The organism is Pseudomonas sp. GL_090, from assembly GCF_057837765.1.
The window spans coordinates 308322-332528 of sequence record NZ_CM174452.1 but is presented as its reverse complement, the minus strand read 5'-3'; the positions used below and the strand labels follow the sequence as shown (position 1 = coordinate 332528).

General features: G+C 59.3%; 22 protein-coding genes and 2 tRNA genes. 21 read left to right on the top strand and 3 right to left on the bottom strand.

The genetic code is table 11. The features are described 5' to 3' along the window. Positions 1 to 99 precede the first annotated feature (99 nt). Positions 100 to 1764: an OFA family MFS transporter gene (locus AC3ITA_RS01490; protein ID WP_150672310.1), complete on the bottom strand. Its 1665-nt coding sequence runs from the start codon at positions 1762 to 1764 to the stop codon at positions 100 to 102. Positions 1765 to 1995: 231 nt separating this feature from the next. Between AC3ITA_RS01490 and AC3ITA_RS01485 the strand changes: the two genes are divergently transcribed. The 8 genes from AC3ITA_RS01485 (at position 1996) to AC3ITA_RS01450 (ending at position 11942) form a co-directional block, all read left to right on the top strand. Further along, the gene (locus tag AC3ITA_RS01485; protein ID WP_095942299.1) at positions 1996 to 2400 is read left to right on the top strand and encodes an acetyl-CoA sensor PanZ family protein; all 405 of its coding nucleotides are present in this window, start codon (positions 1996 to 1998) and stop codon (positions 2398 to 2400) included. 78 nt (positions 2401 to 2478) lie between these two features. Continuing rightward, a complete protein-coding gene (locus AC3ITA_RS01480) occupies positions 2479 to 4710 on the top strand; it encodes an AsmA family protein (protein ID WP_489279221.1) in 2232 nt (743 codons plus the stop codon). Beyond that, positions 4707 to 5774, top strand: coding sequence for an A/G-specific adenine glycosylase (gene mutY / locus AC3ITA_RS01475; protein ID WP_150672308.1), 1068 nt, complete (start codon positions 4707 to 4709; stop codon positions 5772 to 5774). Before AC3ITA_RS01480 ends, mutY begins: the two co-directional genes overlap by 4 nt. Next, positions 5771 to 6043: an oxidative damage protection protein gene (locus tag AC3ITA_RS01470; protein WP_007989188.1), complete on the top strand. Its 273-nt coding sequence runs from the start codon at positions 5771 to 5773 to the stop codon at positions 6041 to 6043. Before mutY ends, AC3ITA_RS01470 begins: the two co-directional genes overlap by 4 nt. A 103-nt stretch (positions 6044 to 6146) precedes the next feature. Further along, positions 6147 to 6222: transfer RNA gene (locus AC3ITA_RS01465), tRNA-Phe, on the top strand. A 170-nt stretch (positions 6223 to 6392) separates the two neighbouring features. Further along, positions 6393 to 6530, top strand: a complete 138-nt coding sequence (locus AC3ITA_RS01460) for a hypothetical protein (protein ID WP_414927851.1) — start codon at positions 6393 to 6395, stop codon at positions 6528 to 6530. Between the two features lie 89 nt (positions 6531 to 6619). Continuing rightward, complete coding sequence (locus tag AC3ITA_RS01455) at positions 6620 to 8779, top strand: type I secretion C-terminal target domain-containing protein (RefSeq protein WP_489279219.1); 2160 nt, start codon at positions 6620 to 6622, stop codon at positions 8777 to 8779. Between the two features lie 85 nt (positions 8780 to 8864). Continuing rightward, positions 8865 to 11942: a beta strand repeat-containing protein gene (locus AC3ITA_RS01450; RefSeq protein WP_489279218.1), complete on the top strand. Its 3078-nt coding sequence runs from the start codon at positions 8865 to 8867 to the stop codon at positions 11940 to 11942. Between the two features lie 159 nt (positions 11943 to 12101). Here AC3ITA_RS01450 and AC3ITA_RS01445 read toward each other — a convergent pair whose 3' ends face one another. Then, complete coding sequence (locus AC3ITA_RS01445) at positions 12102 to 12551, bottom strand: carboxypeptidase regulatory-like domain-containing protein (RefSeq protein WP_489279216.1); 450 nt, start codon at positions 12549 to 12551, stop codon at positions 12102 to 12104. A 253-nt stretch (positions 12552 to 12804) separates the two neighbouring features. Between AC3ITA_RS01445 and AC3ITA_RS01440 the strand changes: the two genes are divergently transcribed. From AC3ITA_RS01440 to vapC, 6 genes are all read left to right on the top strand, one after another. Continuing rightward, complete coding sequence (locus AC3ITA_RS01440) at positions 12805 to 13863, top strand: PDDEXK nuclease domain-containing protein (RefSeq protein ID WP_489279214.1); 1059 nt, start codon at positions 12805 to 12807, stop codon at positions 13861 to 13863. A 68-nt stretch (positions 13864 to 13931) separates the two neighbouring features. Further along, a complete protein-coding gene (locus tag AC3ITA_RS01435) occupies positions 13932 to 14906 on the top strand; it encodes an alpha/beta hydrolase family protein (RefSeq protein ID WP_489279212.1) in 975 nt (324 codons plus the stop codon). Between the two features lie 36 nt (positions 14907 to 14942). Continuing rightward, entirely contained in the window at positions 14943 to 15359 is a 417-nt protein-coding gene (locus tag AC3ITA_RS01430) for a hypothetical protein (RefSeq protein WP_095942292.1), read from the top strand. Positions 15360 to 15365: 6 nt separating this feature from the next. Continuing rightward, complete coding sequence (locus tag AC3ITA_RS01425) at positions 15366 to 15818, top strand: hypothetical protein (RefSeq protein WP_095942291.1); 453 nt, start codon at positions 15366 to 15368, stop codon at positions 15816 to 15818. A gap of 170 nt (positions 15819 to 15988) precedes the next feature. After that, positions 15989 to 16219: a type II toxin-antitoxin system VapB family antitoxin gene (vapB, locus tag AC3ITA_RS01420; protein WP_095942290.1), complete on the top strand. Its 231-nt coding sequence runs from the start codon at positions 15989 to 15991 to the stop codon at positions 16217 to 16219. After that, the gene (gene vapC, locus AC3ITA_RS01415; protein ID WP_414928955.1) at positions 16219 to 16626 is read left to right on the top strand and encodes a type II toxin-antitoxin system tRNA(fMet)-specific endonuclease VapC; all 408 of its coding nucleotides are present in this window, start codon (positions 16219 to 16221) and stop codon (positions 16624 to 16626) included. Before vapB ends, vapC begins: the two co-directional genes overlap by 1 nt. A gap of 77 nt (positions 16627 to 16703) precedes the next feature. On the opposite strand, the gene gabP is transcribed toward vapC, so the two are convergent. Then, the gene (gabP, locus tag AC3ITA_RS01410) at positions 16704 to 18095 is read right to left on the bottom strand and encodes a GABA permease (protein ID WP_489279211.1); all 1392 of its coding nucleotides are present in this window, start codon (positions 18093 to 18095) and stop codon (positions 16704 to 16706) included. Between the two features lie 563 nt (positions 18096 to 18658). Here gabP and AC3ITA_RS01405 point away from each other — a divergent pair. From AC3ITA_RS01405 to AC3ITA_RS01375, 7 genes are all read left to right on the top strand, one after another. Continuing rightward, positions 18659 to 19432, top strand: coding sequence for an ABC transporter ATP-binding protein (locus AC3ITA_RS01405; RefSeq protein WP_007972784.1), 774 nt, complete (start codon positions 18659 to 18661; stop codon positions 19430 to 19432). A gap of 13 nt (positions 19433 to 19445) precedes the next feature. Next, a complete protein-coding gene (locus AC3ITA_RS01400; RefSeq protein ID WP_095942288.1) occupies positions 19446 to 20192 on the top strand; it encodes an ABC transporter substrate-binding protein in 747 nt (248 codons plus the stop codon). 72 nt (positions 20193 to 20264) lie between these two features. Continuing rightward, the gene (locus tag AC3ITA_RS01395; RefSeq protein ID WP_057712425.1) at positions 20265 to 20960 is read left to right on the top strand and encodes an ABC transporter permease; all 696 of its coding nucleotides are present in this window, start codon (positions 20265 to 20267) and stop codon (positions 20958 to 20960) included. Further along, a complete protein-coding gene (locus tag AC3ITA_RS01390) occupies positions 20957 to 21646 on the top strand; it encodes an ABC transporter permease (RefSeq protein ID WP_056725836.1) in 690 nt (229 codons plus the stop codon). Before AC3ITA_RS01395 ends, AC3ITA_RS01390 begins: the two co-directional genes overlap by 4 nt. Next, on the top strand, positions 21627 to 22856 hold the full coding sequence (locus AC3ITA_RS01385; RefSeq protein WP_489279209.1) for a methyltransferase: 1230 nt from the start codon (positions 21627 to 21629) through the stop codon (positions 22854 to 22856). Before AC3ITA_RS01390 ends, AC3ITA_RS01385 begins: the two co-directional genes overlap by 20 nt. Before the next feature lie 343 nt (positions 22857 to 23199). Beyond that, positions 23200 to 24024 (top strand): FkbM family methyltransferase, encoded by an 825-nt coding sequence (locus AC3ITA_RS01380; protein WP_150672301.1) that lies wholly within the window; start codon positions 23200 to 23202, stop codon positions 24022 to 24024. 78 nt (positions 24025 to 24102) lie between these two features. Then, a tRNA-Thr gene (locus tag AC3ITA_RS01375) sits at positions 24103 to 24178 on the top strand. Positions 24179 to 24207 lie beyond the last annotated feature (29 nt).

Genomic DNA, 24207 nt, shown 5'->3' with positions numbered 1-24207 from the left:
CGAGCCTGCTCGCGATGAGGGTCGTTCATTCAACATTTCTGTCGACTGTCAGACCCCTATCGCGAGCAGGCTCGCTCCTACAGGGATAGTGCGTTTTACTTAGTGAAACAGCACCGCCGTCTTCTGCAGGGTCACCCACACACCCCACGCCAGCGGAATACCCACCACCAGCCATGCCGCAATCGCCAGCGGCTTGGTGCCCGGCGCGGCTTTCCACTCCAGCACGGTGCTGCTGTCAGCGCCTTTGTCATGGCCCAGCGCCTGCTCGGCGGCCAGTTCGGCGTCGGTCATGAAGTACTTGTCCGCCACCGGACGCACCAGCAGGTTGCACAGGAAGCCCAGCACCAGCAGGCCGGCGAGGATGTACAGGGTGATGTCGTAAGCCGCCGCACGCTCGACGCCGATGCTCAGCTGATACTCACGCAGGTAGTTCACCAGCACCGGACCGAGCACACCGGCAGCAGCCCACGCCGTCAGCAGACGACCGTGAATCGCACCGACCATTTGCGTACCGAACAGGTCCGCCAGATACGCCGGAACAGTCGCGAAACCACCGCCATACATCGACAGGATGATGCAGAACGCCGCCACGAACAGCGCGATGCTGCCCAGGTGACCCAGGTTCGGAATCAGTCCGTACAGGGCAAAGCCCAGGGCGAAGAACACGAAGTAAGTGTTTTTACGGCCCAGGTAGTCCGAGAACGAAGCCCAGAAGAAGCGCCCGCCGATGTTGAACAGACTGAGCAAACCGGTGAAACCGGCAGCAATGGCGGCGATCGAAGCCAGTTGCGAGGCGTCCAGTTGACCGAAGGACAGGTCATTGCCCAGCAACTTGCCAGCGAACACTTCCTGCAACAGCGGCGATGCCATGCCGAGGATGCCGATACCGGCCGATACGTTCAGGCACAGCACCAGCCATACCAGACGGAACTGCGGCGTCTTCCAGGCCACATTCACGTGAACATGGCGATGAGTGATCATTGCGTTCGAGGCTTTTTTCGCCGGGGCCGTCCAGCCTTCAGGCTTCCAGCCGGTTGGCGGAACGCGGTAGGACAGCGCGCCACCGATCATGAACACGAAGTAGATCGCGGCCATCACCAGGAAGCTCTGCCACACGCCGACGCTGGTTGGCGAAGCGAAATGCCCCATCAACGCCGCCGCCAGCGGAGCGCCGACCATTGCGCCGCCGCCGAAGCCCATGATTGCCATGCCGGTCGCCATGCCGCGCTTGTCCGGGAACCATTTGATCAGGGTCGACACCGGCGAAATGTAGCCCAGGCCCAGGCCGATACCGCCAATGACCCCGGAGCCGATCCACATCAGCCAGATCTGGTGGGTATACACCCCCAGCGCCGAAATCAGCAGGCCGCCGCACCAGCACAGCGCCGATACGACCCCGGCCTTGCGCGGTCCGGCATGTTCCAGCCAGCCACCCCAGATGGCGGCCGAGCAACCGAGGAAGATGAAGAACAGGGTGTAGATCCAGCCGAGCATCGAGATCGGCCAGTCACACTGGGACGAAAAGACTTGTGCGATAAAACCCATGTCCGGTGCGCAGGCCACTGGAGCGGTGATGCCCAGCGCCTTGGACAGCGGCAACCAGAACACCGAAAAGCCATAGGCCATGCCGATGCACAGGTGGATGGCCAGCGCGGCCGGTGGCACCAGCCAACGGTTGAAACCGGGCTTGGCGATGATCCGCTCCTTGGACAGGAACGCAGGCTGGTCGGCGCTGAAGCCGTCCGCCGTGATGCTCGTGGTCATTGTGTATCCCCCAATTGTCAGTATGGTTCGCCAGCCACAGCCCACTCCCGGCCTCTATGCACGCAGACATGACCGTTTTATCGGTGGAGCACCTTGTTGTGCGACAACAGGTCGCAGAAGGACGGACGAACGGGCAAAGGTTACCATTTGCAAGTGACAGAAAAACCAAACTGACATCACCTTTTGTACGTCAACTGATCTCTATCGCTTCATGACCCCACAGGAATCACCATGCCGATCATTGTCGAGCCGTTGAACCAAGCCACTGCCCAGGATCGGCAGGATCTGCAGAAGATCTACTGCGACGCCCCGGACTGGCTGTTCGCCCCTTTTTCCGGGGCCGCGCAGTTGATCGAAGACTGTTTGCGCGACGGCACACTGATCGCCGGACGCTTCAATGATCGCCTGCTGGGCGCGGCCCGCTTGCAAAGGCACCAAGACGCCTGGCACTTGTCCCAAATATGTGTGCGAAAAATTACCCGCCGCCGTGGTGTTGCCGAGCGACTGGTCGCCGAAGCCCGGAAAATGGCCGCGCAATCGGGCATGCCCCTGCGCCTGCTGGCGCCTGCCGGGCATCTGGAGGCTCAGGCGCTGGCCGCGAAGCTGAAACTGCCGCTGGACGTATTGCCGGCGTGATCACTGACCGGTCGTCTGTTCGGGGGCGCTATACTCCTCGGCTAAATTTTGAATTCGATTAACTACAAGGACTCGCCCATGAAAGCGTTCGGCAAAATCCTGGGTCTGGTACTTCTCGGGCTGTTGCTGATCATTGTGGCGCTGGGCTTTGCCCTGACCCACCTCTTCGATCCCAACGACTACAAAGACGAGATTCGCCAGATTGCCCGCGACAAGGCCCACATCGAGCTGACGCTCAATGGCGATATCGGCTGGAGCCTGTTCCCGTGGCTGGGCCTGGAGCTGCACGACGCCAGTGTGGCGACCCTGGTCAAGCCGGCCGAACCGTTCGCCGACCTGCAAATGCTGGGTCTGTCGGTGCGCGTACTGCCGCTGCTGCGCCGTGAAGTGCAAATGAGCGATGTGCGCGTCGAAGGCCTGAACCTGCGCCTGAACCGTGACAAGGACGGCCACGGCAATTGGCAAGACGTCGGCAAGGTGCCGGCAGCGGCCAACACCGACACGACCAGTACTGCGCCCGCGGAGAGTGAACCTGCACCCGCGACCAGCGTCGCGGCCGAAAAACCGCCGCAGCCGATCCGCCTGGACATCGACAGCCTGACCGTGAACAACGCACGGGTCGAATACAGCGACGAAAAAACCGGCAAGAGCTTCAGCGCCGAAAGCATCCAGTTGAGCACCGGTGCGGTTCACGACTCCGTCAACATTCCACTCAAGCTCACGGCATTCCTGTCAGCCAACCAGCCGGCACTGCGAGTGCGTACCGAGCTCAACGGTGAGGTGCGCATCGCACGCGCACTGCAGCGCTATCAGCTAGAAGACATGAAGCTGTCCGGTGAAGTGACCGGCGACCCGTTGCAAGGCAAGACCATGACCTTCTCCGCCCAGGGCCAGTTGGTGCTGGACAAGGCCGCCAATGTCGCCGAGTGGACCGGCATCAAGATCTCCGCCAACCAGTTGCGGGCACTGGGTGAACTGAAGGTCAACGACCTCCACAAGACCCCGCAAGTCAGCGGCGGCATCTCGATCGCCCAGTTCGACCTGGCGAAATTCGTCGACAGTATCGGCCAGAAACTCCCGGCCATGGCCGAAGGCAGCCTGAGCAAGGTCGAGCTTGTCAGCCGTCTGGCGGCAACACCCACCAGCCTGACGCTCGACGACATCAACCTGAAAGTCGACGACAGCACCTTCAGCGGCCGCATTGCCGTCGAAGACTTCGCAAAACAATCGCTACGTGCAGCGCTCAAGGCCGACACCTTCAACGTCGACCGTTACCTGCCGCCGAAGTCCGCCGAAGCCAATAGCGCAACACAAGTGCGTCAGGCCGAAGTCGCCAGCACCGAAGCCGATGCCATGGCTGGCGCCGGCAGCACTCCGTTGCCACCCGCGCCGACCAAGGACGCCTGGAGCAGCGAGCGCCTGTTGCCCGTGGAACGCTTGAACAGGCTCGATGTGGACGCCGACCTGACCTTCGGCCAGTTGACCCTGAAAAAATTGCCGATCCATAACGCGGCGCTCAAGGCCACCGGCCAGGGCGGCCTGCTGACGCTGGCCAACCTGCGTGGCGACCTGTACGAGGGCAACTTCGAGACTACCGGCACGCTCGATGTGCGCCAACCCGTGCCGGCGCTGAACCTGCAGACGAAGATCAGCCGGGTACCGGCTGAAAAAATCCTCGAAAGCCAGGGCAAGAACCCGCCGGTCAAAGGCCTGGTCACGCTCAACAGCAGCCTGACCGGCAGCGGCAACAGCCAGAAAGCGTTGATCGAAACCCTCAACGGCAACGCCAGCTTCGTCATCAACAATGGCGTGCTGCTCAACGCCAACCTCGAGCAACAGCTGTGCAAAGGCATCGCCACGCTCAACCGAAAAACCCTCAACGGTGAGCCGCGGGGCAAGGACACACCGTTCCAGGAGCTCAAGGGCAACCTGACCTTGCGTAACGGCGTGGCCAGCAATCCGGACCTGAAAGCGCGCATCCCGGGCATGACCGTCAACGGTGACGGTGACATCGATCTGCGAGTGCTGGGCATGGACTACCGCGTCGGCATCATCGTCGAAGGCGATACCAGCGCCATGCCGGACCCGGCCTGTCAGGTCGGCGACAAGTTTGTCGGCATCGAGTGGCCACTGCGCTGCCGCGGCCCTCTGGAGCTGGGCGCCAAGGCTTGCCGTTTGGATAACGACCGCATGAGCCAGGTCGCGTCCAAACTGGCTGGCGACAGGATCAGCGAAAAAATCGACGAGAAATGGGGCGACAAGGTCGACCCGAAACTGAAAGACGCGCTCAAGGAGCTGTTCAAGCGATGAGAGCCGAGCAGTTTTCAATGGCGGTGCTGGACTGGTTCGACCGCCACGGCCGACACGATTTACCCTGGCAGCAAGACATCAACCCGTATCGGGTGTGGGTCTCGGAAATCATGCTGCAGCAGACCCAGGTCAGCACCGTGCTGAATTACTTCGACCGTTTCATGGCCTCGTTGCCGACGGTCGAGGCCCTGGCGGCGGCACCGGAAGACGAAGTGCTGCACCTGTGGACGGGCCTGGGCTACTACACCCGCGCACGCAATTTGCAGAAGACCGCGAAGATCGTCGTCGAGCAGTACGGCGGCCAATTCCCCCGAGACGTGGAAAAGCTCACTGATCTGCCGGGGATCGGCCTGTCCACCGCCGGCGCCATTGCCAGCATCAGCATGGGCCTGCGCGCGCCGATCCTCGACGGCAACGTCAAACGGGTGCTGGCGCGATTTACCGCACAAGAGGGCTACCCCGGCGAGCCCAAGGTCGCCAAACAGCTCTGGGCGAACGCTGAGCGTTTTACGCCGCACGATCGGGTCAACGCCTACACCCAGGCAATGATGGACCTGGGTGCCACGCTCTGCACCCGCAGCAAGCCGAGCTGCCTGCTGTGCCCGCTGGAAAAGGGCTGTGAAGCGCACATGCTCGGCCTGGAAACCCGCTATCCGATCCCCAAGCCACGCAAGGCCATCCCGCAGAAACGCACGTTGATGCCGATGCTCGCCAACAACGACGGCGCGATCCTGCTTTACCGTCGCCCGTCCACGGGCCTGTGGGGCGGTTTGTGGAGCCTGCCGGAACTCGACGACCTCGACGACCTGGAACATCTGGCATCGCAGCACTCGCTGGAACTGGGCACTCAACAGGCATTGCCAAGCCTGGTGCACACCTTCAGCCATTTTCAGTTATCCATCGAACCCTGGCTGGTTCAGGTCCAGGAGTCCGGCCATCACGTGGCCGAGGCCGACTGGCTCTGGTATAACCTCGCCACCCCGCCGCGCCTGGGCCTTGCCGCCCCGGTCAAAACCTTGCTCGAACGCGCGGCCGCCGTATTGAACGCAGGAGAGTCGTCATGACCCGCACCATCATGTGCCGCAAGTACAAAGAAGAATTGCCAGGCCTGGAGCGCGCTCCCTTCCCGGGCGCCAAAGGCCAGGACATTTTTGACCACGTCTCGCAAAAGGCCTGGGCCGACTGGCAGAAGCACCAGACCCTGCTGATCAACGAAAAACGCCTGAACATGATGAACGCCGAAGATCGCAAATATCTTCAGGGCGAGATGGACAAGTACTTCTCCGGCGAGGATTACGCCAAGGCCGAAGGCTACGTGCCGCCGTCGGAATAACCCCGATTTATCGGGGGTCGGAACGTAAGCGACGGTAATAATTAAATTTTTTTTGAAAACTTGCTTGACGACCCCCTGAAAAACCCGTTTAATGCGCCCCGTTGCCCAGATAGCTCAGTCGGTAGAGCAGGGGATTGAAAATCCCCGTGTCGGCGGTTCGATTCCGTCTCTGGGCACCAAATACCGAAAACCCTGAATCGCAAGATTCAGGGTTTTTTTATGCCTGCGATTTAATGGTCGCCGGACCAAGCCCCTATCCACCCGGCCCTAACTCCAACTCCCCCCCAACCAAGCACCTCCGAAAACAAACACCCAAGGCCGTATCGACGGTGCCTTCAGCTTCATCGGGATGAGCGCTTTCGCCAGCAATACGACCGGGCAACTACCGTTCGCCAGCGGCATGGCTCATGGCAGCACCGATACCGTCTCGGCCGCCGAATTCGAAATACAACTGGAAGAGGCAAGCAGCCTGAAGCCACCGATTTGAATACCTGAATGATGGCAGTTTGACGCCACCGTTTTGCACTGTAAACTGCAGGTCACTTCAGTTTTCTCTTTGCGCAAAAGGAATTTGCAATGCCAATCCTGGGCGAAATCCGCGTCAACCCTACGACTGGCTATCATTCCGAGCCCTCCCTCACGGCCCTGAAAGATGGTGGTTACATCGTGGCGTGGAGCGATCAGGGAACAAGCACCACCGATTACATCTACACCCAGCGCTATAACGCCAGTGGCGTGAAGGTAGGCGGGCCAGCCCTCGTCAACAACGTTACGAACAGCGCACAGGAAGATCCCACCATTACCGCATTGGCCAACGGTGGCTACGTAGTCACCTGGCAATCGGATAGCTTCGACGACATGTCGGACATCGCCGCCCAGGTCTACAACGCCAATGGCGTCAAGGTTGGAGGTGAGCTACTCGTCAACACAACCAGAAACGGCATCCAGGACAGCGCAGAGATCACCGCGCTTAAAGACGGCGGCTTTGTGGTGTCCTGGGCTTCGTACGGTCAGGACGGCAGCGGCTGGGGCGGTTACCTGCAGCGCTATAACGCCAACGGGGCAAAGGTAGGTGTAGAAACACGCGTTTCCACCACCACTCAATACGATCAGGATGGCCCTACCGTCACCGGCCTCGCCGATGGCGGCATGATGGTGGTTTGGGAGGGTAACGGAAAAGACGATACGTCCGGCATCTTCGGTCAACGGTTCAAGGCCGACGGCAGTAAATCGGGCGGAGAAATTCGCATCAATACCAGGGTTACCGACGATCAGACTGACCCCATGATCAAGGTGCTCAGTAGCGGTAACTATGTCGTCACCTGGCAATCAGCTCCCGACGATGGCGATGGCAATGACGAAACCGATGCCCCTGGCGACGTCTACGCGCAGCTTTTCAACGCCGCTGGCGTAAAAGTGGGTGCAGAAACCCGGGTAAACACCACCACCGCTGGCAATCAGGAAGAGCCCAATGTCACCGCCATGACAGATGGCGGTTATCTGGTGACCTGGGCAGGCCAAGGCATCGGTGATGTAAATGGCATTTTCGCTCAACTCTTCAATGCCAGCGGCGTCAAGGTTGGTACCGAAACCCGCATCAACACCACCACTACCGGCAACCAATCGTTCGGCCAGGTTACTGCATTGACCGATGGCGGCTATGTGATTGCCTGGGAGTCCCATGGGGTGAATGGGCAGGTTGACATCTATACCCAGCGCTTTGACGCGAGCGGCAACAAGGTTTCCAGCCTGACAGGCGATGCCCTGGCCAACACCCTGACCTGGACCAGCGCCGGCAGCGTGATCATTGACGGCGGCGCGGGTAACGACACACTGACAGGTGGCCGCGCCAATGATCATCTGAACGGTGGCGTCGGCAATGACTCGCTCAACGGCGCTGCCGGTGCCGACCGCCTGATCGGCGGCGATGGTTCCGACTTCTACTTCGTCGACAATGCCGGCGATATCGTCAGTGAAACCAATGCTGTCGCCAGCACCGGTGGCATCGATACCGTGTATAGCTACATCGGTGCCTACACCCTGACTGACAATGTCGAGAACCTGCTCCTGCTGTCGAACGGCGCTGCCAACGGCACCGGTAACAGCCTCAATAACGTCATTTATGCAGCGGCCGGCAACAACATCCTCAATGGCGCCGCCGGTATCGATACCGTGTCCTATGCCTTTGCCACGACGGCGGTGACGGCCAACCTGGGGCTGACCACCGCGCAAGCCACTGGTGGTTCCGGTTCAGACACCCTGTTGAACTTCGAAAACCTCACGGGCAGCAACTATCACGACAAGCTGACCGGCAACGCGCTTGCCAACACCCTCAACGGTGGTGCCGGCAATGACACACTCACCGGTGGCGCCGGCAACGACCTGCTGATCGGTGGCACGGGCCTGGACATGCTTTATGGCGGTACCGGGGCCGACACATTCGATTTCAATGCCTTGAATGAAACGGGCCTGGGCGCTCTGCGCGATGTCATTGGCGACTTCAAGACCAGCGAAGGCGACAAAATCGACCTGTCGACCCTGGACGCCAACCTGGCGACAGCGGCCAACGATGCGTTCAGTTTCATCGGTTCCACTGCATTCAGCAGCAATGCCACAGGGCAAGTACGCTTCGCTGGAGGCGTTCTCTACGGCAGCACCGACGCCGACACCGCCGCCGAGTTCGAAATACAGTTGGTGGGGGTGAGCAACCTGCAAACTGCCGACCTGTTTGCCTGATCGGCCAGACGTTGCGTATCTGATGTTTCATGGTTGTCCCGAAAAAACTGACAAGAACGTTTAAATGAACGACAGGAGTGTTGATATGGCTAGCTTGATAAACGGTCTTGGTGGTGCAGCCGGTTTCGGGGAGAACCAGCTGACTCGAAACGATGATAGCTACACCTCCAACATTAATATCAGCTCTGTTTTCGGGGCTGCCGGACTCAACTTCTTCGGCACCAGCTACACCAATATTTCCGTCAATAACAACGGAAACATCACTTTTGGTGGCGGCCTTTCCACCTATACCCCCTACGGCATGCAAGACTCCAGCAGGCCGATGATTGCTCCCTTTTTTGCCGACGTCGATACCCGTGGTGGAACAGTCAGCGCAACGCCGGGCGGTACGTCGACGGGTAGCAACCTGGTCTATTACGACTTCAACGCTACAGGCAATGGCACGCTGACCGTTACTTGGGATGATGTCGGTTATTACAACAGCAAGACAGATAAACTAAATGCCTTTCAACTCCAGCTGGTCGGGAAGGGCGGCGGCAACTTCGATGTCATCTTCAGGTATGAAACCGTCAACTGGACAACCGGTAGCGCCAGTGGCGGCACCGGTGGACTGGGAGGAACCGTTGCCCGTGCCGGTTACTCGACTGGTGATGGCTCCTCCTGGTATGAACTGCCGCAATCGGGCAATGAGTCCGCCATTCTCGGGCTGGAAACCACTCCAGGTAACACAGGCGTAGCCGGTTACTACAAATTCAGCATCGTCAGCGGTACGTCCGGCAATGACAACATGCAAGGTACTGTCGGGAATGACTCGCTCTATGGCTCTTCGGGCAATGACGTCATCAATGGCTTTGCCGGAAATGACGTACTCTACGGCGCAGCGGGCAGCGACAGGCTCTTGGGCGGCCTGGGAGACGACACCTATATCGTGGATGCGCTGGATACGCTTGTTGAACTTGCCAACCAGGGTACCGACGTCGTTCAGGCAAACATCAGCTATACACTCGGTGACAATCTAGAGAACCTGATTCTGACCGGTAATAGCAGTATCAACGGCACAGGTAACGCACTGAACAACACCATTGTCGGCAACTCATCAAACAATATATTCAATGGCGCGGCGGGCACCGACTTTGTTTCGTATGCGTATTCCAACTACGGCGTCAGAGTCGACCTGTCCAACACCGGCTCGCAATATACGTACCAAGGCTACGATACTTTCGTGTCTATCGAGGGCGTCATCGGTACTGATGACTCCGATACACTAACCGGTAATGCCTTCGCCAATATCCTTATCGGCGGCGCAGACAGCGACATCCTCAATGGTGGCGCCGGCGACGATACCCTTGATGGCGGCAGTGGCGTGGACCGGATGACTGGCGGCGATGGTTCCGACCTCTACTACGTCGACAATGTCGGCGATATCGTCAGCGAAACCAATGCTGTCGCCAACACCGGTGGCACCGATACCGTTTATAGCTACCTCGACACCTACACCCTGACTGACAATGTCGAGAACCTGCGCCTGCTGGCGAACGGCGCTGCCAACGGCACCGGTAACAGCCTCAATAACGTCATCAGTGCGGCGGCCGGCAACAACATCCTCAATGGCGCCGCCGGTATCGATACCGTGTCCTATGCCTTTGCCACGGCGGCGGTGACGGCCAACCTGGGGCTGACCACTGCGCAAGCCACCGGTGGCTCTGGTTCAGACACCCTGTTGAACGTCGAAAACCTCACGGGCAGCAACTATCACGACAAGCTGACCGGCAACGCGCTTGCCAACACCCTCAACGGCGGCCTGGGCAGCGACCAGCTCAACGGCGCTGCCGGTGCCGACCGCCTGATCGGCGGCGATGGTTCCGACCTCTACTTCGTCGACAATGCCGGCGATGTCGTCAGTGAAACCAATGCTGTCGCCAGCACCGGTGGCACCGATATCGTGTATAGCTACATCAGTGCCTACACCCTGACTGACAATGTCGAGAACCTGCTCCTGCTGTCGAACGGCGCTGCCAACGGCACCGGTAATAGCCTCAATAACGTCATCAATGCGGCGGCCGGCAACAACATCCTCAATGGCGCCGCCGGTATCGATACCGTGTCCTATGCCTTTGCCACGGCGGCGGTGACGGCCAACCTGGGGCTGACCACTGCGCAAGCCACCGGTGGTTCCGGTTCAGACACCCTGTTGAACTTCGAAAATCTCACGGGCAGCAACTATCACGACAAGCTGACCGGCAACGCGCTTGGCAACACCCTCAGCGGCGGCCTGGGCAGCGACCAGCTCAACGGCGCTGCCGGTGCCGACCGCCTGATCGGCGGCGATGGTTCCGACTTCTACTTCGTCGACAATGCCGGCGATATCGTCAGTGAAACCAATGCTGTCGCCAGCACCGGTGGCATCGATACCGTGTATAGCTACATCGGTGCCTACACCCTGACTGACAATGTCGAGAACCTGCTCCTGCTGTCGAACGGCGCTGCCAACGGCACCGGTAACAGCCTCAATAACGTCATTTATGCAGCGGCCGGCAACAACATCCTCAATGGCGCCGCCGGTATCGATACCGTATCCTATGCCTTTGCCACCGCGGCGGTGACCGCCAACCTGGGGCTGACTACCGCGCAAGCCACTGGTGGTTCCGGTTCAGACACCCTGTTGAACTTCGAAAACCTCACGGGCAGCAACTATCACGACAAGCTGACCGGTAACGCGCTTGCCAACACCCTCAACGGTGGTGCCGGCAATGACACACTCACCGGTGGCGCCGGCAACGACACACTCACCGGTGGCGCCGGCAACGACCTGCTGATCGGTGGCACGGGCCTGGACATGCTTTATGGCGGTACCGGGGCCGACACATTCGATTTCAATGCCTTGAATGAAATGGGCCTGGGCGCTCTGCGCGATGTCATTGGCGACTTCAAGACCAGCGAAGGCGACAAAATCGACCTGTCGACCCTGGACGCCAACCTGGCGACAGCGGCCAACGATGCGTTCAGTTTCATCGGTTCCACTGCATTCAGCAGTAATGCCACAGGGCAAGTACGCTTCGCCGGTGGCGTTCTCTACGGCAGCACCGACGCCGACACCGCCGCTGAATTCGAAATTCAGTTGGTGGGGGTGAGCAACCTGCAAGCTGTCGACCTGTTTGCCTGATAAAGGGTCGTCTCTGGCACCAAAGCTCCAAGAAACCCTGAATCGCAGGATTCAGGGTTTTTTATGCCAGCGGGAAAACGAAGACACCCAGACATCCCCCCCAAGTATCCGAATGCAAGATTCAGGGATTGATGCCCCGCCTTGATTTTCAGTCTTTCACTAGCTCGCATCATCCCAGTGGAATACCAGGTTACGGGCTGCACCGCTGCCAATATCGGCAACATCCTTCCGTGTTTCGCCGTCGCGTGTCGCAATGACCGTGTATTTACCGGCAGGCAGTTTCACGTAAACCAGCGGACCGGCGTCATCGAGCGTCAGCACGGTCTGCCCCGGGGCCTTCTGAATAACTACATTCACGTCAGAGGTGTATTCATTTCCCGTCCCGACAGAGAACGTCATGTGCAGGTTATAGCCGGTGGTCTGCTGGATGGCCTTGGACTCATCCTCGCCGATACCGCCCGACAGGTAGGTGATGCCGTTTTGTTCCTGGCTTTGCACCTGCACCCCCTGGCCGTCGATGGGCTCAAGGCTGGCGGCAGGTGACATCGCAGAAAACATCAGCACGCCTACAGCGGTGAGGGGCAACAGGAGTGTATGGAGGTATTTCATGATGACGACTCCCGGGTTCTGCAGAACCCAATCGTTACACTCTTTGGATTTCCAGCCGGAGGGAGGGGTTTAGATTGATTTGGCCTGAGTACGAAACGTACTACGCCATTTGTTCCTCAGCCCTCGCCCGGATTTAGACCCGTCCTGCCTGAGAACCCGGTATTTCCTGCCTGTTTCTCAGTAACACCCGGCATCTTCGAAGGGGGCTCACTTGTCATTCTCTTTCGCTGTTCAACCTGCTGCGGAAGACTTCATGACAACCCTCACCCCCAACGACACTCACGACCCACATCTGGCATCACTGCTTGGCAACCTTGGCAAATTGATCCATCAGGCACGTCAGAAGGTGCTTCGGGCGGTCGATACCGTTCAAGTGCAGACCTGTTGGCAGATCGGACGACATATTGTCGAGTTCGAGCAGGAAGGGGCTCGGCGGGCCAGGTATGGCAAAGAGTTACTGTCGACCTTGGCCAAAGTGCTAACTGCGGAGTTCGGAAAGGGATTTGACGCTTCCAACCTTCGGTATATGCGTCTGTTCTATCAAGCCTTTCCAATTCGTGACGCACTGCGTCACGAATTGAGCTGGACACACTACCGCCGCCTGCTTCGGGTCGACAACGACAGCGCTCGTCTCTGGTACATGAACGAATCAGCCACCCAAAACTGGTCAAGCCGCGCCCTGGAACGCCAGATCAATACGCTGTACTACGAACGCCTGCTGGCGAGCCGCGATCGTGGCGCCGTCAAACAGGAGGCTGCCACCCACATTCAGAACATCAAGGCCAGCCCTCGGGATTTCATCCGTGATCCGGTGGTACTGGAGTTTCTTGGCTTACCCAATGCCGGCAAGCTTCAGGAAAGCGAGATCGAACAAGCGCTGATCGAACAATTGCAGGGCTTCTTGCTGGAGCTGGGAAAGGGCTTCGCATTCATTGCCCGCCAGCAACGCATCAGTACCGACAGCAAAGACTTCTACATCGACCTGGTGTTCTACAACTACTTGCTCAAGTGCTTCGTCATCTTCGATATCAAGCGCGGTGAACTGACCCATCAGGATGTGGGGCAGATGGACATGTACGTGCGCATGTACGACGACCTGAAACGCGGCACGGAAGACGGCCCCACTGTCGGCATCATACTCTGTGCGCAAAAGGATGAATCCGTGGTGCGTTACTCGGTGCTCGAAGGAAACGAGCAACTGTTCGCCAGCAAGTACAGGCTTGTCCTGCCGAGTGAGGAGGAACTCCGCAATGAGCTGGATCGGGAGCGTGCGGCACTTGAAGAACGACTGCTCGATCAACAACCGCGTTGAGGCGGACGGATTGTTCATCAACGGCATCAGGACTATCGTTGGCAGCTACCCGCAAAGGACTGACGCTGATGAATTTGCAGGACACGCCTCCACTGGCCCCCACTCGCATCGAGTCGCCGCTGCCGGATACCACCCCCGGCAAATCGTTCAAGGAAACCGCCTCGGACGGTTTCATCCTCGGTGGCTTCACCTGGCGACACGCCTCTCAGGACGCCACTCGTCCGGTGGTGATCATCAATGCCGCCACCTCGGTCCGTTGCCGCCATTACTCGCGCTTCGCCGACTACCTGTTCGCCCACGGCTTCGACGTCATCACCTATGACTACCGCGGCATCGGCGAATCGCGGCCGGCATCGCTCAAGGGGCTTCGAGCCTCGTGGACCGATTGGGGAGCGCTGGATTTCGAGGCGATGCTCAAGCGCGCGCAGCGTGAGTTCCCCGGGCAGCCTGTCGATGTGGTCGGCCATAGCTTTGGCGGCTGTGCCGCGGGCCTGGGAGCGTCCGGGCACCTGATCCGGCGCCTGGTGACGGTCGGTGCGCAATTCGCCTACTGGCGCGACTATGCGCCGGCCCATCGCTGGCGCATGTTCGCCAAGTGGCATGTGCTGATGCCACTGGTGACGATGATCTACGGCTACTTCCCGGGCAAACGCCTTGGCTGGCTGGAAGACACACCCGCCGGCGTGGTCCGTGACTGGAGCTTCTCCACTGCCCGCTTCGAGAAGCGCTCCAGCAGCCGCACAATCAGCAAAACCGCCGGGCAGCTGCCCTTTGCCGGTGTCACCGCGCAAACCCTGGCCATCAGCATCAGCGACGATCCCTACGGCACAATTCCGGCCATCGAACGCCTGCTCGGCTACTTCACCGGCAGCACAAATTCACACCTGCGCATCCATCCCGAAGACATCGGCGAAGAAGAAGTCGGACATTTCGCCTTTTTTCGCAGCGCATACCAAGCCACACTATGGCCCATTGCATTGGCCTGGCTGCAAAACGGCGAACTGCCCCCTGATACCCCCGGGCGGCGAGTGCCACGCAGCTAAGCCCTTTGCCCTTTCAACGAATACGGAACGACGCCCATGGCCTCCGCCAACAAGCAGCAAAAACGCGCCTCCCGTGCCAAGGCCAAGGCCAAGCAGAACCGCACCCAGCGGGCTGCCGCGCCGGTGGAACTGGACCCGAACGACGATCGCATCGACTTCGAGTCGGTGGACCTGACCGACATGTTCAAAGAGATGATCGACGCACAAAAGATCAGCCAGCAGGCCATGTGCGCGGCCTTTCTGGAACATCCGCTTATCGCACTGGTACTGGAGCAGGAAGGTGAGGAAACAGCGACAGACTTCATCATCGCTGCCCTGATCGAATATCGCCAATGGTCGACCGAAACCGACGAAGCCGGCGCTCTGGCGTGGATCGAATCACCGGCCTTTCAGGCCGACTACGTGGCGGCGTCCGACGCCATTGCCGCGCAAACCCAACAGAAACCGAACTGAGCTCCCATGGCCTCCCTGAACAAGCAACAGAAACGCGCCAAGCGCGCAAAAGCCAAAGCCAAGCAGATCAATATCCACGGCCGCAAACCCGCCGCGCTGGACGATGACCTTGGCCACCTCGACGAGCCGATCCCGGAATACACCCTGGCGATGTTCAGCAAAATGCGCGATGCGGAAGCTGTCAGCCGCAGCGAAATGCTCTCGGTACTGCTGACGAACCTGGCCTTTATCATCATCGACCATCCAGAACTGCTGGACATGGAAAACGCCGACGACGAAGGCATGGCCGCCACCCACCTGGCCGCGGACATGCTGATCGACTACCGCATGTGGGCCGACGGCATGGACCGCGACGCCGCCCAGGCATGGCTGAGCGAGCCGCAGTTCATTGCCGATTTCAGCGCTGCGCTGGATGTCTACCGCGAGTCGCTGGAAGTATCGGAAGAAAAAGCCGAGTAAGGGTTACGACGCAAACAAAAACGGTCGCTTGTTATCACTGACAGCGGCCTTTTTTTGGATCTGAATCGAGCACTTTCCTTCCGTCAGGCACCACGTATATCCCATTGACATATCCAACACAAAACCTATCCTTTGGACTCATCGCGCCAGTAAAAGCGCAGGAGGTCCAAATGGAACAGACAACCCTTTTCATGAGCAATCGAAGCCAGGCCGTTCGCCTGCCGAAAGCTGTAGCCATGCCAAGCGACGTGAAACGAGTCGACGTCGTCGCCGTCGGTCGAAGCCGAATCATCACGCCCGCCGGTGAAACCTGGGACAGCTGGTTCGATGGCGCAAGCATCACGGCAGACTTCATGACCGATCGCGAGCAACCTGCCGATCAGGAGCGTGAGTCGTTCTGATGATCAAGTACATGCTCGATACCAACATCTGCATCTTCACCATCAAGAACAAACCACAGGTGGTACGGGAGGCGTTCAACCGTCATCACAGCCAACTGTGCATCAGTGCGGTCACGCTGATGGAGCTGATTTACGGCGCGGAAAAATCAGCAGCGCCCGAAAAAAACCTGGCAGTCATCGAGGGTTTCTCCGCCCGACTTGAAGTCCTGCCCTTCGACAACGAAGCAGCAGCACACACCGGAATGATCCGATCCGAACTGGCAAAGGCAGGCAAACCCATAGGCCCGTACGACCAGATGATTGCCGGGCACGCACGCTCACGCGGGTTTATCGTGGTCACCAACAACCTGCGGGAATTCGAGCGCGTTCCGGGGTTACGCGTAGAAGACTGGGTTCATGTCGAATGAACACCGAGCAATCGACAGAAACAAAAACGGCCGCTTGTCATCACTGACAGCGACCGTTTTGCATTACGCGGTGTGAATCAGTTCAGCACCACCGCGCCACTCTTTTCCAGTTTGCGGCGGCGAGCCACCAGCAAACCGGCCGCTACCACCAGAGCACTGAGCAAGCCGGTCGCGAGGATTTCCACGCGATGGGCTTCCTGGAACAGCATGATGGTCAGGGCCGCGACGATGAAGACGATCACCGCGTAGGTCAGGCCCGGGAACAGCCACATGCTGAAGGCGATTTTCTCGCCGCGCGCTATACGCTGCTTACGCATGCGCAGTTGCGAAATCGCAATCACCAGGTACACCAGCAGCGCGATCGCGCCGGAGCTGGCCAGCAGGAATTCGAACACCGCAGCCGGGGCTACGTAGTTGGCGAAGGTTGCCAGGAACGCGGCGCCAGTGGACAACATCACAGCCCAGTAAGGCGTGCCACTTTTGTTGGTGCGCGTGGACATCGCCGGCGCATCACCGCGCTTGCCCAGGGAGAACAACATCCGCGACGACGTGTAGAGCGCCGAGTTCAGGCAGCTGGTCACGGCGACCAATACCACGATGTCGACGATCATCTTGGCATTCGGGATGCCCATGCGCTCAAGCACAGTCTGGTAGGAACCGAGGCTGGCCAGTACCGGATCGTTCCAGGGCACCAGGGCCACAACGATGAAGATCGACACGAGGTAGAACAAGCCGATCCGCCAGATGACCGAATTGGTGGCCTTGGAGATTTGCTTGCCAGGGTTCTTCGATTCCGCGGCCGCGATGGTCACGATCTCGGTGCCCATGAAGGAGAACATGGTGGTCAGAATCGCGCCCAACACCGCGCCCATACCGTTTGGCAGGAAGCCCTGGGTGTCGAACAGATGGGAAACGCCGCTGACCTGGCTGCCCGGCAGGAAGCCGAAGATCGCCATGAGACCCAGCACGATGAAACCGATGATGGCCAGCACTTTGATCAGGGCGAACCAGAACTCGAACTCACCGTAGTTCTTTACGCTGAACAGGTTGGTTACGGTCAACAGCATCGTGATGACCAGGGCGAAAGCCCAGATGTCCACGCCAGGGAACCAGGCATGCAGGATGGTCGCAGCGGCGTTGGCTTCCAGCGGAATCACCAGCACCCAGAACCACCAGTAGAGCCAGCCGATGGTGAAACCGGCCCAGTGACCGATTGCGCGGTCGGCGTAAGTCGAAAATGAACCGGTGTCCGGCGAGGCAACGGCCATTTCGCCGAGCATGCGCATCACCAGCACCACCAACATGCCGGCGGCGGCGTAAGCCAACAGAACAGCCGGACCTGCAGCGGCGATGGCGTGACCCGAGCCAACGAACAAGCCGGCGCCGATAACCCCGGCAATCGACAGCATGGTCACGTGGCGCGGTTTGAGCCCCTGTTCGAGGCCATTAGAGCTTTGGGTACTGCTCATTAAAACTACCTTTGTAAGGAGAAGCGAATGCGTGCATCCCGTTCGGCGAACCTTCTCGTAAAAAGAAGCCAACAGGGCGTTCTGGATTCTGCACGCAATAATTGCGCCAAAATATTTCAAATCCTTCTATCCCGGCGATTCCAACAGACCGGACAGTCATCGCAACCCATTGAATTTAATGGCACTTCGCCAGAACGTTACCCTGCCACCCACTTTTCGGGGTGAATCCGCGCACTGGAAACACACCTGAAAATGGCTCCGCGCACATTAAAAGTGCACAAGCGGTGCATTTGGCCGGATAGCGCTTCCAACACCCTGTCAAAGCTGGCAACATCGCGCCTTTTTTTGCGGCAGCCACCGCGCTTTTCATCGACAGGCAAGGTTCAAACGGCTGTTCGGTTGTTGATGGGGCGACAGTCTGCTGCGCCGATGCGACAACCTGCCACACACCAGCCGTTTACTGTCCGTAGCGCTGTTGGCTGCCATTGAAACGCTATGCTAGGTTGGCCGCCTCGCCAGGAAGGCCGCCAACAGCAGGAGCGCAACATTTATGAGGAACGCACATGGCTGAGGCCACGCCCGCGCTTGAAATCCGCAACTTGCACAAACGCTACGGTTCGCTGGAGGTGCTCAAAGGCATCTCGCTGACCGCCCGCGACGGCGATGTGATCTCGATCCTGGGTTCCTCCGGCTCCGGCAAGTCCACGTTCCTGCGGTGCATCAACCTGCTGGAAAACCCGCACCAGGGCCAGATCCTGGTCGCCGGCGAAGAACTCAAGCTCAAGGCCGCGAAGAACGGTGAACTGGTGGCCGCCGACGGCAAACAGATCAACCGCCTGCGCAGCGAAATCGGTTTTGTGTTTCAAAACTTTAATCTGTGGCCGCACATGAGCGTGCTCGACAACATCATCGAAGCCCCGCGCCGCGTGCTCGGCCAGAGCAAGGCCGAAGCCATCGAAGTGGCCGAAGCCCTGCTGGCCAAGGTCGGCATCGCCGACAAGCGCCATGCCTACCCGGCACAGTTGTCCGGCGGCCAGCAACAACGCGCGGCCATTGCCCGCACCCTGGCCATGCAGCCCAAGGTCATCCTGTTCGACGAGCCCACCTCGGCGCTTGACCCGGAAATGGTCCAGGAAGTACTTAATGTCATCCGCGCGCTGGCCGAAGAAGGCCGCACCATGCTGCTCGTGACCCACGAAATGGGCTTCGCCCGTCAGGTCTCCAGCGAAGTGGTGTTCCTCCACCAGGGCCTGGTAGAAGAGCAAGGATCGCCACAGCAGGTGTTCGAAAACCCGCTTTCGGCGCGCTGCAAACAATTCATGTCCAGCAACCGCTAACGGAGCTATCCACATGCAGAATTACAAAAAGGTCTTCCTGGCTGCCGCCGTCACCCTGGCGTTCAGCGCCGGTGCCATGGCCGAAACCCTGAAGATGGGCATCGAAGCGGCTTACCCACCGTTCAACAATAAAGATGCCAGTGGCAATGTCGTCGGCTTCGACAAAGAGATCGGCGACGCCCTGTGCGCCAAGATGAAAGTCGAGTGCACCGTCGTGACCTCCGACTGGGACGGCATCATCCCGGCCCTGAACGCCAAGAAGTTCGACTTCCTGATCTCCTCGATGTCGATCACCGACGAGCGCAAACAAGCGGTGGACTTCACCGACCCGTACTACTCCAACAAGCTGCAGTTCATCGCGCCGAAAAACGTCGACTTCAAAACCGACAAGGCTTCGTTGCAAGGCAAGGTGATCGGCGCCCAACGCGCGACCCTGGCCGGCACATGGCTGGAAGACAACATGGACGGCGTCGAAGTCAAACTCTATGACACCCAGGAAAACGCTTACCTGGACCTGATTTCGGGTCGCCTGGATGGCATCCTGGCCGACAAGTACGTCAACTACGAGTGGCTGAAAAGCGACGCCGGCCGTGCGTACGACTTTAAGGGCGACCCGGTGGAAGAAAGCGACAAGATCGGTATCGCCGTTCGCAAGAACGACCCGATCCGCGTGAAGCTGAACACCGCCCTGAAAGAAATCGTCGCTGACGGCACCTATAAAAAGATCAACGACAAGTACTTCCCGTTCAGCATCTATTGATACTGACCTGCCTGACCGGCGCCTGATGGCGCCGGTTCTCGGCCTTGCCTGCCGCGATTTGAAAAGAAATCCATGATTATCGACCTCTACGGATTCGGCCCGGCGCTCGCCGCTGGCGCGCTGATGACTGTGAAACTGGCACTCTCGGCCCTGTGCCTGGGGCTGGTGCTCGGTCTGCTCGGCGCCTTGGCCAAGACTTCCCCGTACAAGCCGCTGCAATGGCTTGGCGGTACTTATTCGACCCTGGTTCGCGGCATCCCGGAATTGCTCTGGGTGTTGTTGATCTACTTCGGCACGGTCAACCTGATGCGCGCCCTGGGCGAGTTCTTCGGCAACCCCGACCTTGAACTCAACGCCTTCGCCGCCGGTGTGATTGCGCTGGGCCTGTGTTTCGGCGCCTACGCCACGGAAGTGTTTCGCGGCGCGATCCTCGCCATTCCCAAAGGCCATCGCGAAGCCGGCGTGGCCCTGGGCCTGTCGAAATGGCGGATTTTCACCAAGCTGATCATGCCGCAGATGTGGCGCATCGCCCTGCCCGGCCTTGGCAACCTGTTCATGATCCTGATGAAAGACACCGCGCTGGTGTCGGTGATCGGCCTGGAAGAAATCATGCGTCATGCGCAAATCGGCGTGACCGTCTCCAAGCAACCGTTCACCTTCTATATGGTGGCCGCGTTCATGTACCTGAGCCTGACGGTACTGGCGATGACCGGCATGCATTTCCTGGAAAAACGCGCCGCTCGCGGCTTCGCGAGGAGCACCCAATGAACTGGGAAGTCATCATCAAGTGGCTGCCGAAACTGGCCCAGGGCGCAACCCTGACCCTGGAACTGGTGGCCATCGCCGTGATCGCCGGTTTGCTGCTGGCCATTCCACTGGGCATCGCCCGCTCGTCGCGCCTGTGGTGGGTACGGGCATTTCCCTACGGCTACATCTTCTTTTTCCGTGGTACGCCGTTGCTGGTTCAACTGTTCCTGGTCTACTACGGCCTGGCGCAGTTCGACGCGGTTCGTAACAGTTCGATGTGGCCGTACCTGCGCGATCCGTTCTGGTGCGCCACGGCGACCATGACCCTGCACACCGCGGCCTACATTGCGGAAATCCTGCGGGGCGCCATTCAGGCGATTCCACCGGGCGAGATCGAGGCGGCACGGGCGCTGGGCATGTCCAGACCCAAAGCCCTGTTCTACATCATCCTGCCGCGCGCCGCGCGCATCGGCCTGCCGGCCTACAGCAACGAAGTGATCCTGATGCTCAAGGCCAGCGCCCTGGCCAGCACCGTGACCCTGCTGGAACTGACCGGCATGGCCCGCACCATCATTGCCCGGACCTACCTGCCAGTGGAGATCTTCTTCGCCGCGGGCATGTTCTACCTGGTAATGGCTTACGTGCTGGTGCGCGGTTTCAAGCTGCTGGAGCGCTGGTTGCGCGTCGATGCCTGCCAAGGGCGTTGAGGATTGCGTGTTGACGGGCGAGGCCCTGCTCGCCCGTTTTACCGCGCTGGATGCTTTTCTGACAGCGCATCAAGCACTGTGGAAACCCCGGCCGTTCACTCACCTACAGCTACCCTGGGAAGCGTCCTACCCGGAGCTGGCCGCATGGCTACGTGAGCGAACGCTGGAAGACGCGGAAAACACTCACAACCAACCCGCCCTCCTGAATGCACCGGAACCCTTTGCTTCCTTGGCAAGGATGTCCGTTGCCTTGAGTGCCGTGGATGAATTGCCCGCACACACGCTCGAAGCGGCCGGCCATCGACTGAACGTCGATGTACCGGGGCGTAAATGGCAGCAGATCGAAGCGTTCGCCAGCCGATTGCAGTTTTCCGAGGCACCGCAGCATTGGCTGGACTGGTGCTCAGGCAAAGGGCATTTGGGCCGCCGCCTGTTGCAACCAGGCCAACAACTGACATGCCTGGAATACGACCCGGCACTGGTATCCAGCGGCCAGGCGCTCAGCCAGCGCCATCACCTGCATGCGCTGCATATCGAACAGGATGTGCTCGCGGCAGGCGCAGCTAGTTCATTGAGCGCGCATCACACACCTGTCGCGCTTCACGCCTGCGGTGATCTGCATGTGCGGCTGATTCAACTCGCCAGCGCCACAGGCTGTAAGCAACTCGCCATTGCGCCGTGCTGCTACAACCGGATCAGTCTTGCCCAATACTCGCCGATTTCCTCGGCGGCCAAAGGCTCCGACTTACAGCTTTCCCTCGACGACCTCGCATTGCCCATGAGTGAAACCGTTACTGCCGGCGCCCGCGTGCGACGTCAACGCGACACCTCCATGGCCCGGCGCCTGGGCTTCGACTTGCTGCAACGGCAACTGCGCGGCATCAACGAGTACCTGCCAACCCCTTCCCTGCCCAGCGCCTGGCTGGACAAACCCTTCGCCGATTACTGCCAACACCTGGCCGCACTCAAAGAGTTATCCACAGTCGGCCCGCAAGATTGGCAAGCCCTCGAAGCCGCCGGCTGGCAGCGACTGGCCGAAGTGCGCAACCTTGAACTACTACGTGGACTTTTCCGACGCCCGCTAGAACTTTGGCTAGTTCTTGACCGGGCACTTTTCCTCGCCGAGCAGGGCTACAGCGTCCGCGTCGGCACCTTCTGCGAAACCCCGCTCACGCCGCGCAATTTCCTGCTCCTGGCCGAACGCGCTTAAACACACCCGACCTGTGGATAACTCTGTTGATGGAATTATCGTGGATCCAATATCCACACCGGTTTCAGGGCAAAATCCATACTGTTCATTTTTTATACACCCGCATAAAAAATCGAAAAAACAGGTATTTGCGGACAAATGAGAACAGATCCACAAATTCGGCCTAAACCCAGTGCGTTGCCAACGGCATTGTGCATAAGCATTTAATCAAAACGACATAAATGCCTAATCCCGGATCGCAGACAGGGGAAATTGCACCCTTTCATTACTCTTGATATACACACACGCAAGGGCGCCGGCAGCGCGGCCACAAACAAGAACATTTCTCCGACAGGATGCGCCAGTGACGTTCATTTCCTACGCACAGAATTTCGAAGACATACGCCTGTGGCGCGCCCTCAAAACCGTCGAGAACGGCTTCTACATCGACGTCGGGGCAAACCATCCCACCCATGATTCGGTCACCAAGGCGTTCTACGACAACGGCTGGACCGGCATCAACGTCGAACCGATGCCCAACTACTATGAAGCCTTGTGCCAGCAACGCCCCAAAGACACCAACCTGCAATGCGCGGCCGGGGAAAGCGCTGACGACCTGACCTTCTACGGCATCGCCGGCACCGGCCTCTCGACCCTCGACCCGGCCATGGCCCAAATGCACATAGACGCCGGCATGGACGTGCGCAGCCAAACGATCCAGTCCCGCACCCTGACCTCCATCTGCGAAGAACACGCCCAGGGCCGCGCCATTCACTTCCTGAAAATCGATGTCGAAGGCCACGAAGAAACCGTCCTGCGCGGCATGGACTTCAGCCAATGGCGGCCCTGGGTGATCCTCATCGAAACCCCCTGGGCCCGCGACCAGACCTGGGAAAGCCTCGTCACCGACGCCGGCTACCAATCCATCCTGTTCGATGGCATCAACACCTACTACCTCGCCGAAGAACACCTGAACCTCAAACCCGCCTTCGACATCCCGCCGTGCAACCTGGACGAGTTCCAGTTCTGCAAAGGCCACAACTTCAGCCACCCCCTCAGCGACGCCGAAAACCAACTCGCCGCCGCCCTGCAACGCGCCGAACAGGCCGAAGCACAGCTGCGCGCGATGCAAAACAGCCGAACCTGGCAAGCCATTCAGAAACTCAAGAAAACCCTGCTGCGCGCCTGACCTGAAGCCCGTGCAAAAATAGTCAGAATTCAGGGGTTTACAGAAGCCAGCCAATCGCTATAATCGTCGCCCTGACACGCCGGTATAGCTCAGATGGTAGAGCAACTGACTTGTAATCAGTAGGTCCCGGGTTCGATTCCTGGTGCCGGCACCATACAAAACAAAGGCTCGCAGAAATGCGGG

What these genes read in the sequence shown, in the direction of transcription:
- vapB (WP_095942290.1), top strand. Translation starts at nt 15,989, where the DNA reads ATGGAACAGACAACCCTTTTCATGAGCAATCGAAGCCAGGCCGTTCGC.
- vapC (WP_414928955.1), top strand. Translation starts at nt 16,219, where the DNA reads ATGATCAAGTACATGCTCGATACCAACATCTGCATCTTCACCATCAAG.
- AC3ITA_RS01405 (WP_007972784.1), top strand. Translation starts at nt 18,659, where the DNA reads ATGGCTGAGGCCACGCCCGCGCTTGAAATCCGCAACTTGCACAAACGC.
- AC3ITA_RS01400 (WP_095942288.1), top strand. Translation starts at nt 19,446, where the DNA reads ATGCAGAATTACAAAAAGGTCTTCCTGGCTGCCGCCGTCACCCTGGCG.
- AC3ITA_RS01460 (WP_414927851.1), top strand. Translation starts at nt 6,393, where the DNA reads ATGAGCGCTTTCGCCAGCAATACGACCGGGCAACTACCGTTCGCCAGC.
- AC3ITA_RS01390 (WP_056725836.1), top strand. Translation starts at nt 20,957, where the DNA reads ATGAACTGGGAAGTCATCATCAAGTGGCTGCCGAAACTGGCCCAGGGC.
- AC3ITA_RS01450 (WP_489279218.1), top strand. Translation starts at nt 8,865, where the DNA reads ATGGCTAGCTTGATAAACGGTCTTGGTGGTGCAGCCGGTTTCGGGGAG.
- AC3ITA_RS01440 (WP_489279214.1), top strand. Translation starts at nt 12,805, where the DNA reads ATGACAACCCTCACCCCCAACGACACTCACGACCCACATCTGGCATCA.
- AC3ITA_RS01435 (WP_489279212.1), top strand. Translation starts at nt 13,932, where the DNA reads ATGAATTTGCAGGACACGCCTCCACTGGCCCCCACTCGCATCGAGTCG.
- AC3ITA_RS01445 (WP_489279216.1), bottom strand. Translation starts at nt 12,551, where the DNA reads ATGAAATACCTCCATACACTCCTGTTGCCCCTCACCGCTGTAGGCGTG.
- AC3ITA_RS01395 (WP_057712425.1), top strand. Translation starts at nt 20,265, where the DNA reads ATGATTATCGACCTCTACGGATTCGGCCCGGCGCTCGCCGCTGGCGCG.
- AC3ITA_RS01490 (WP_150672310.1), bottom strand. Translation starts at nt 1,764, where the DNA reads ATGACCACGAGCATCACGGCGGACGGCTTCAGCGCCGACCAGCCTGCG.
- AC3ITA_RS01485 (WP_095942299.1), top strand. Translation starts at nt 1,996, where the DNA reads ATGCCGATCATTGTCGAGCCGTTGAACCAAGCCACTGCCCAGGATCGG.
- AC3ITA_RS01430 (WP_095942292.1), top strand. Translation starts at nt 14,943, where the DNA reads ATGGCCTCCGCCAACAAGCAGCAAAAACGCGCCTCCCGTGCCAAGGCC.
- gabP (WP_489279211.1), bottom strand. Translation starts at nt 18,095, where the DNA reads ATGAGCAGTACCCAAAGCTCTAATGGCCTCGAACAGGGGCTCAAACCG.
- AC3ITA_RS01385 (WP_489279209.1), top strand. Translation starts at nt 21,627, where the DNA reads ATGCCTGCCAAGGGCGTTGAGGATTGCGTGTTGACGGGCGAGGCCCTG.
- AC3ITA_RS01480 (WP_489279221.1), top strand. Translation starts at nt 2,479, where the DNA reads ATGAAAGCGTTCGGCAAAATCCTGGGTCTGGTACTTCTCGGGCTGTTG.
- AC3ITA_RS01455 (WP_489279219.1), top strand. Translation starts at nt 6,620, where the DNA reads ATGCCAATCCTGGGCGAAATCCGCGTCAACCCTACGACTGGCTATCAT.
- mutY (WP_150672308.1), top strand. Translation starts at nt 4,707, where the DNA reads ATGAGAGCCGAGCAGTTTTCAATGGCGGTGCTGGACTGGTTCGACCGC.
- AC3ITA_RS01425 (WP_095942291.1), top strand. Translation starts at nt 15,366, where the DNA reads ATGGCCTCCCTGAACAAGCAACAGAAACGCGCCAAGCGCGCAAAAGCC.
- AC3ITA_RS01470 (WP_007989188.1), top strand. Translation starts at nt 5,771, where the DNA reads ATGACCCGCACCATCATGTGCCGCAAGTACAAAGAAGAATTGCCAGGC.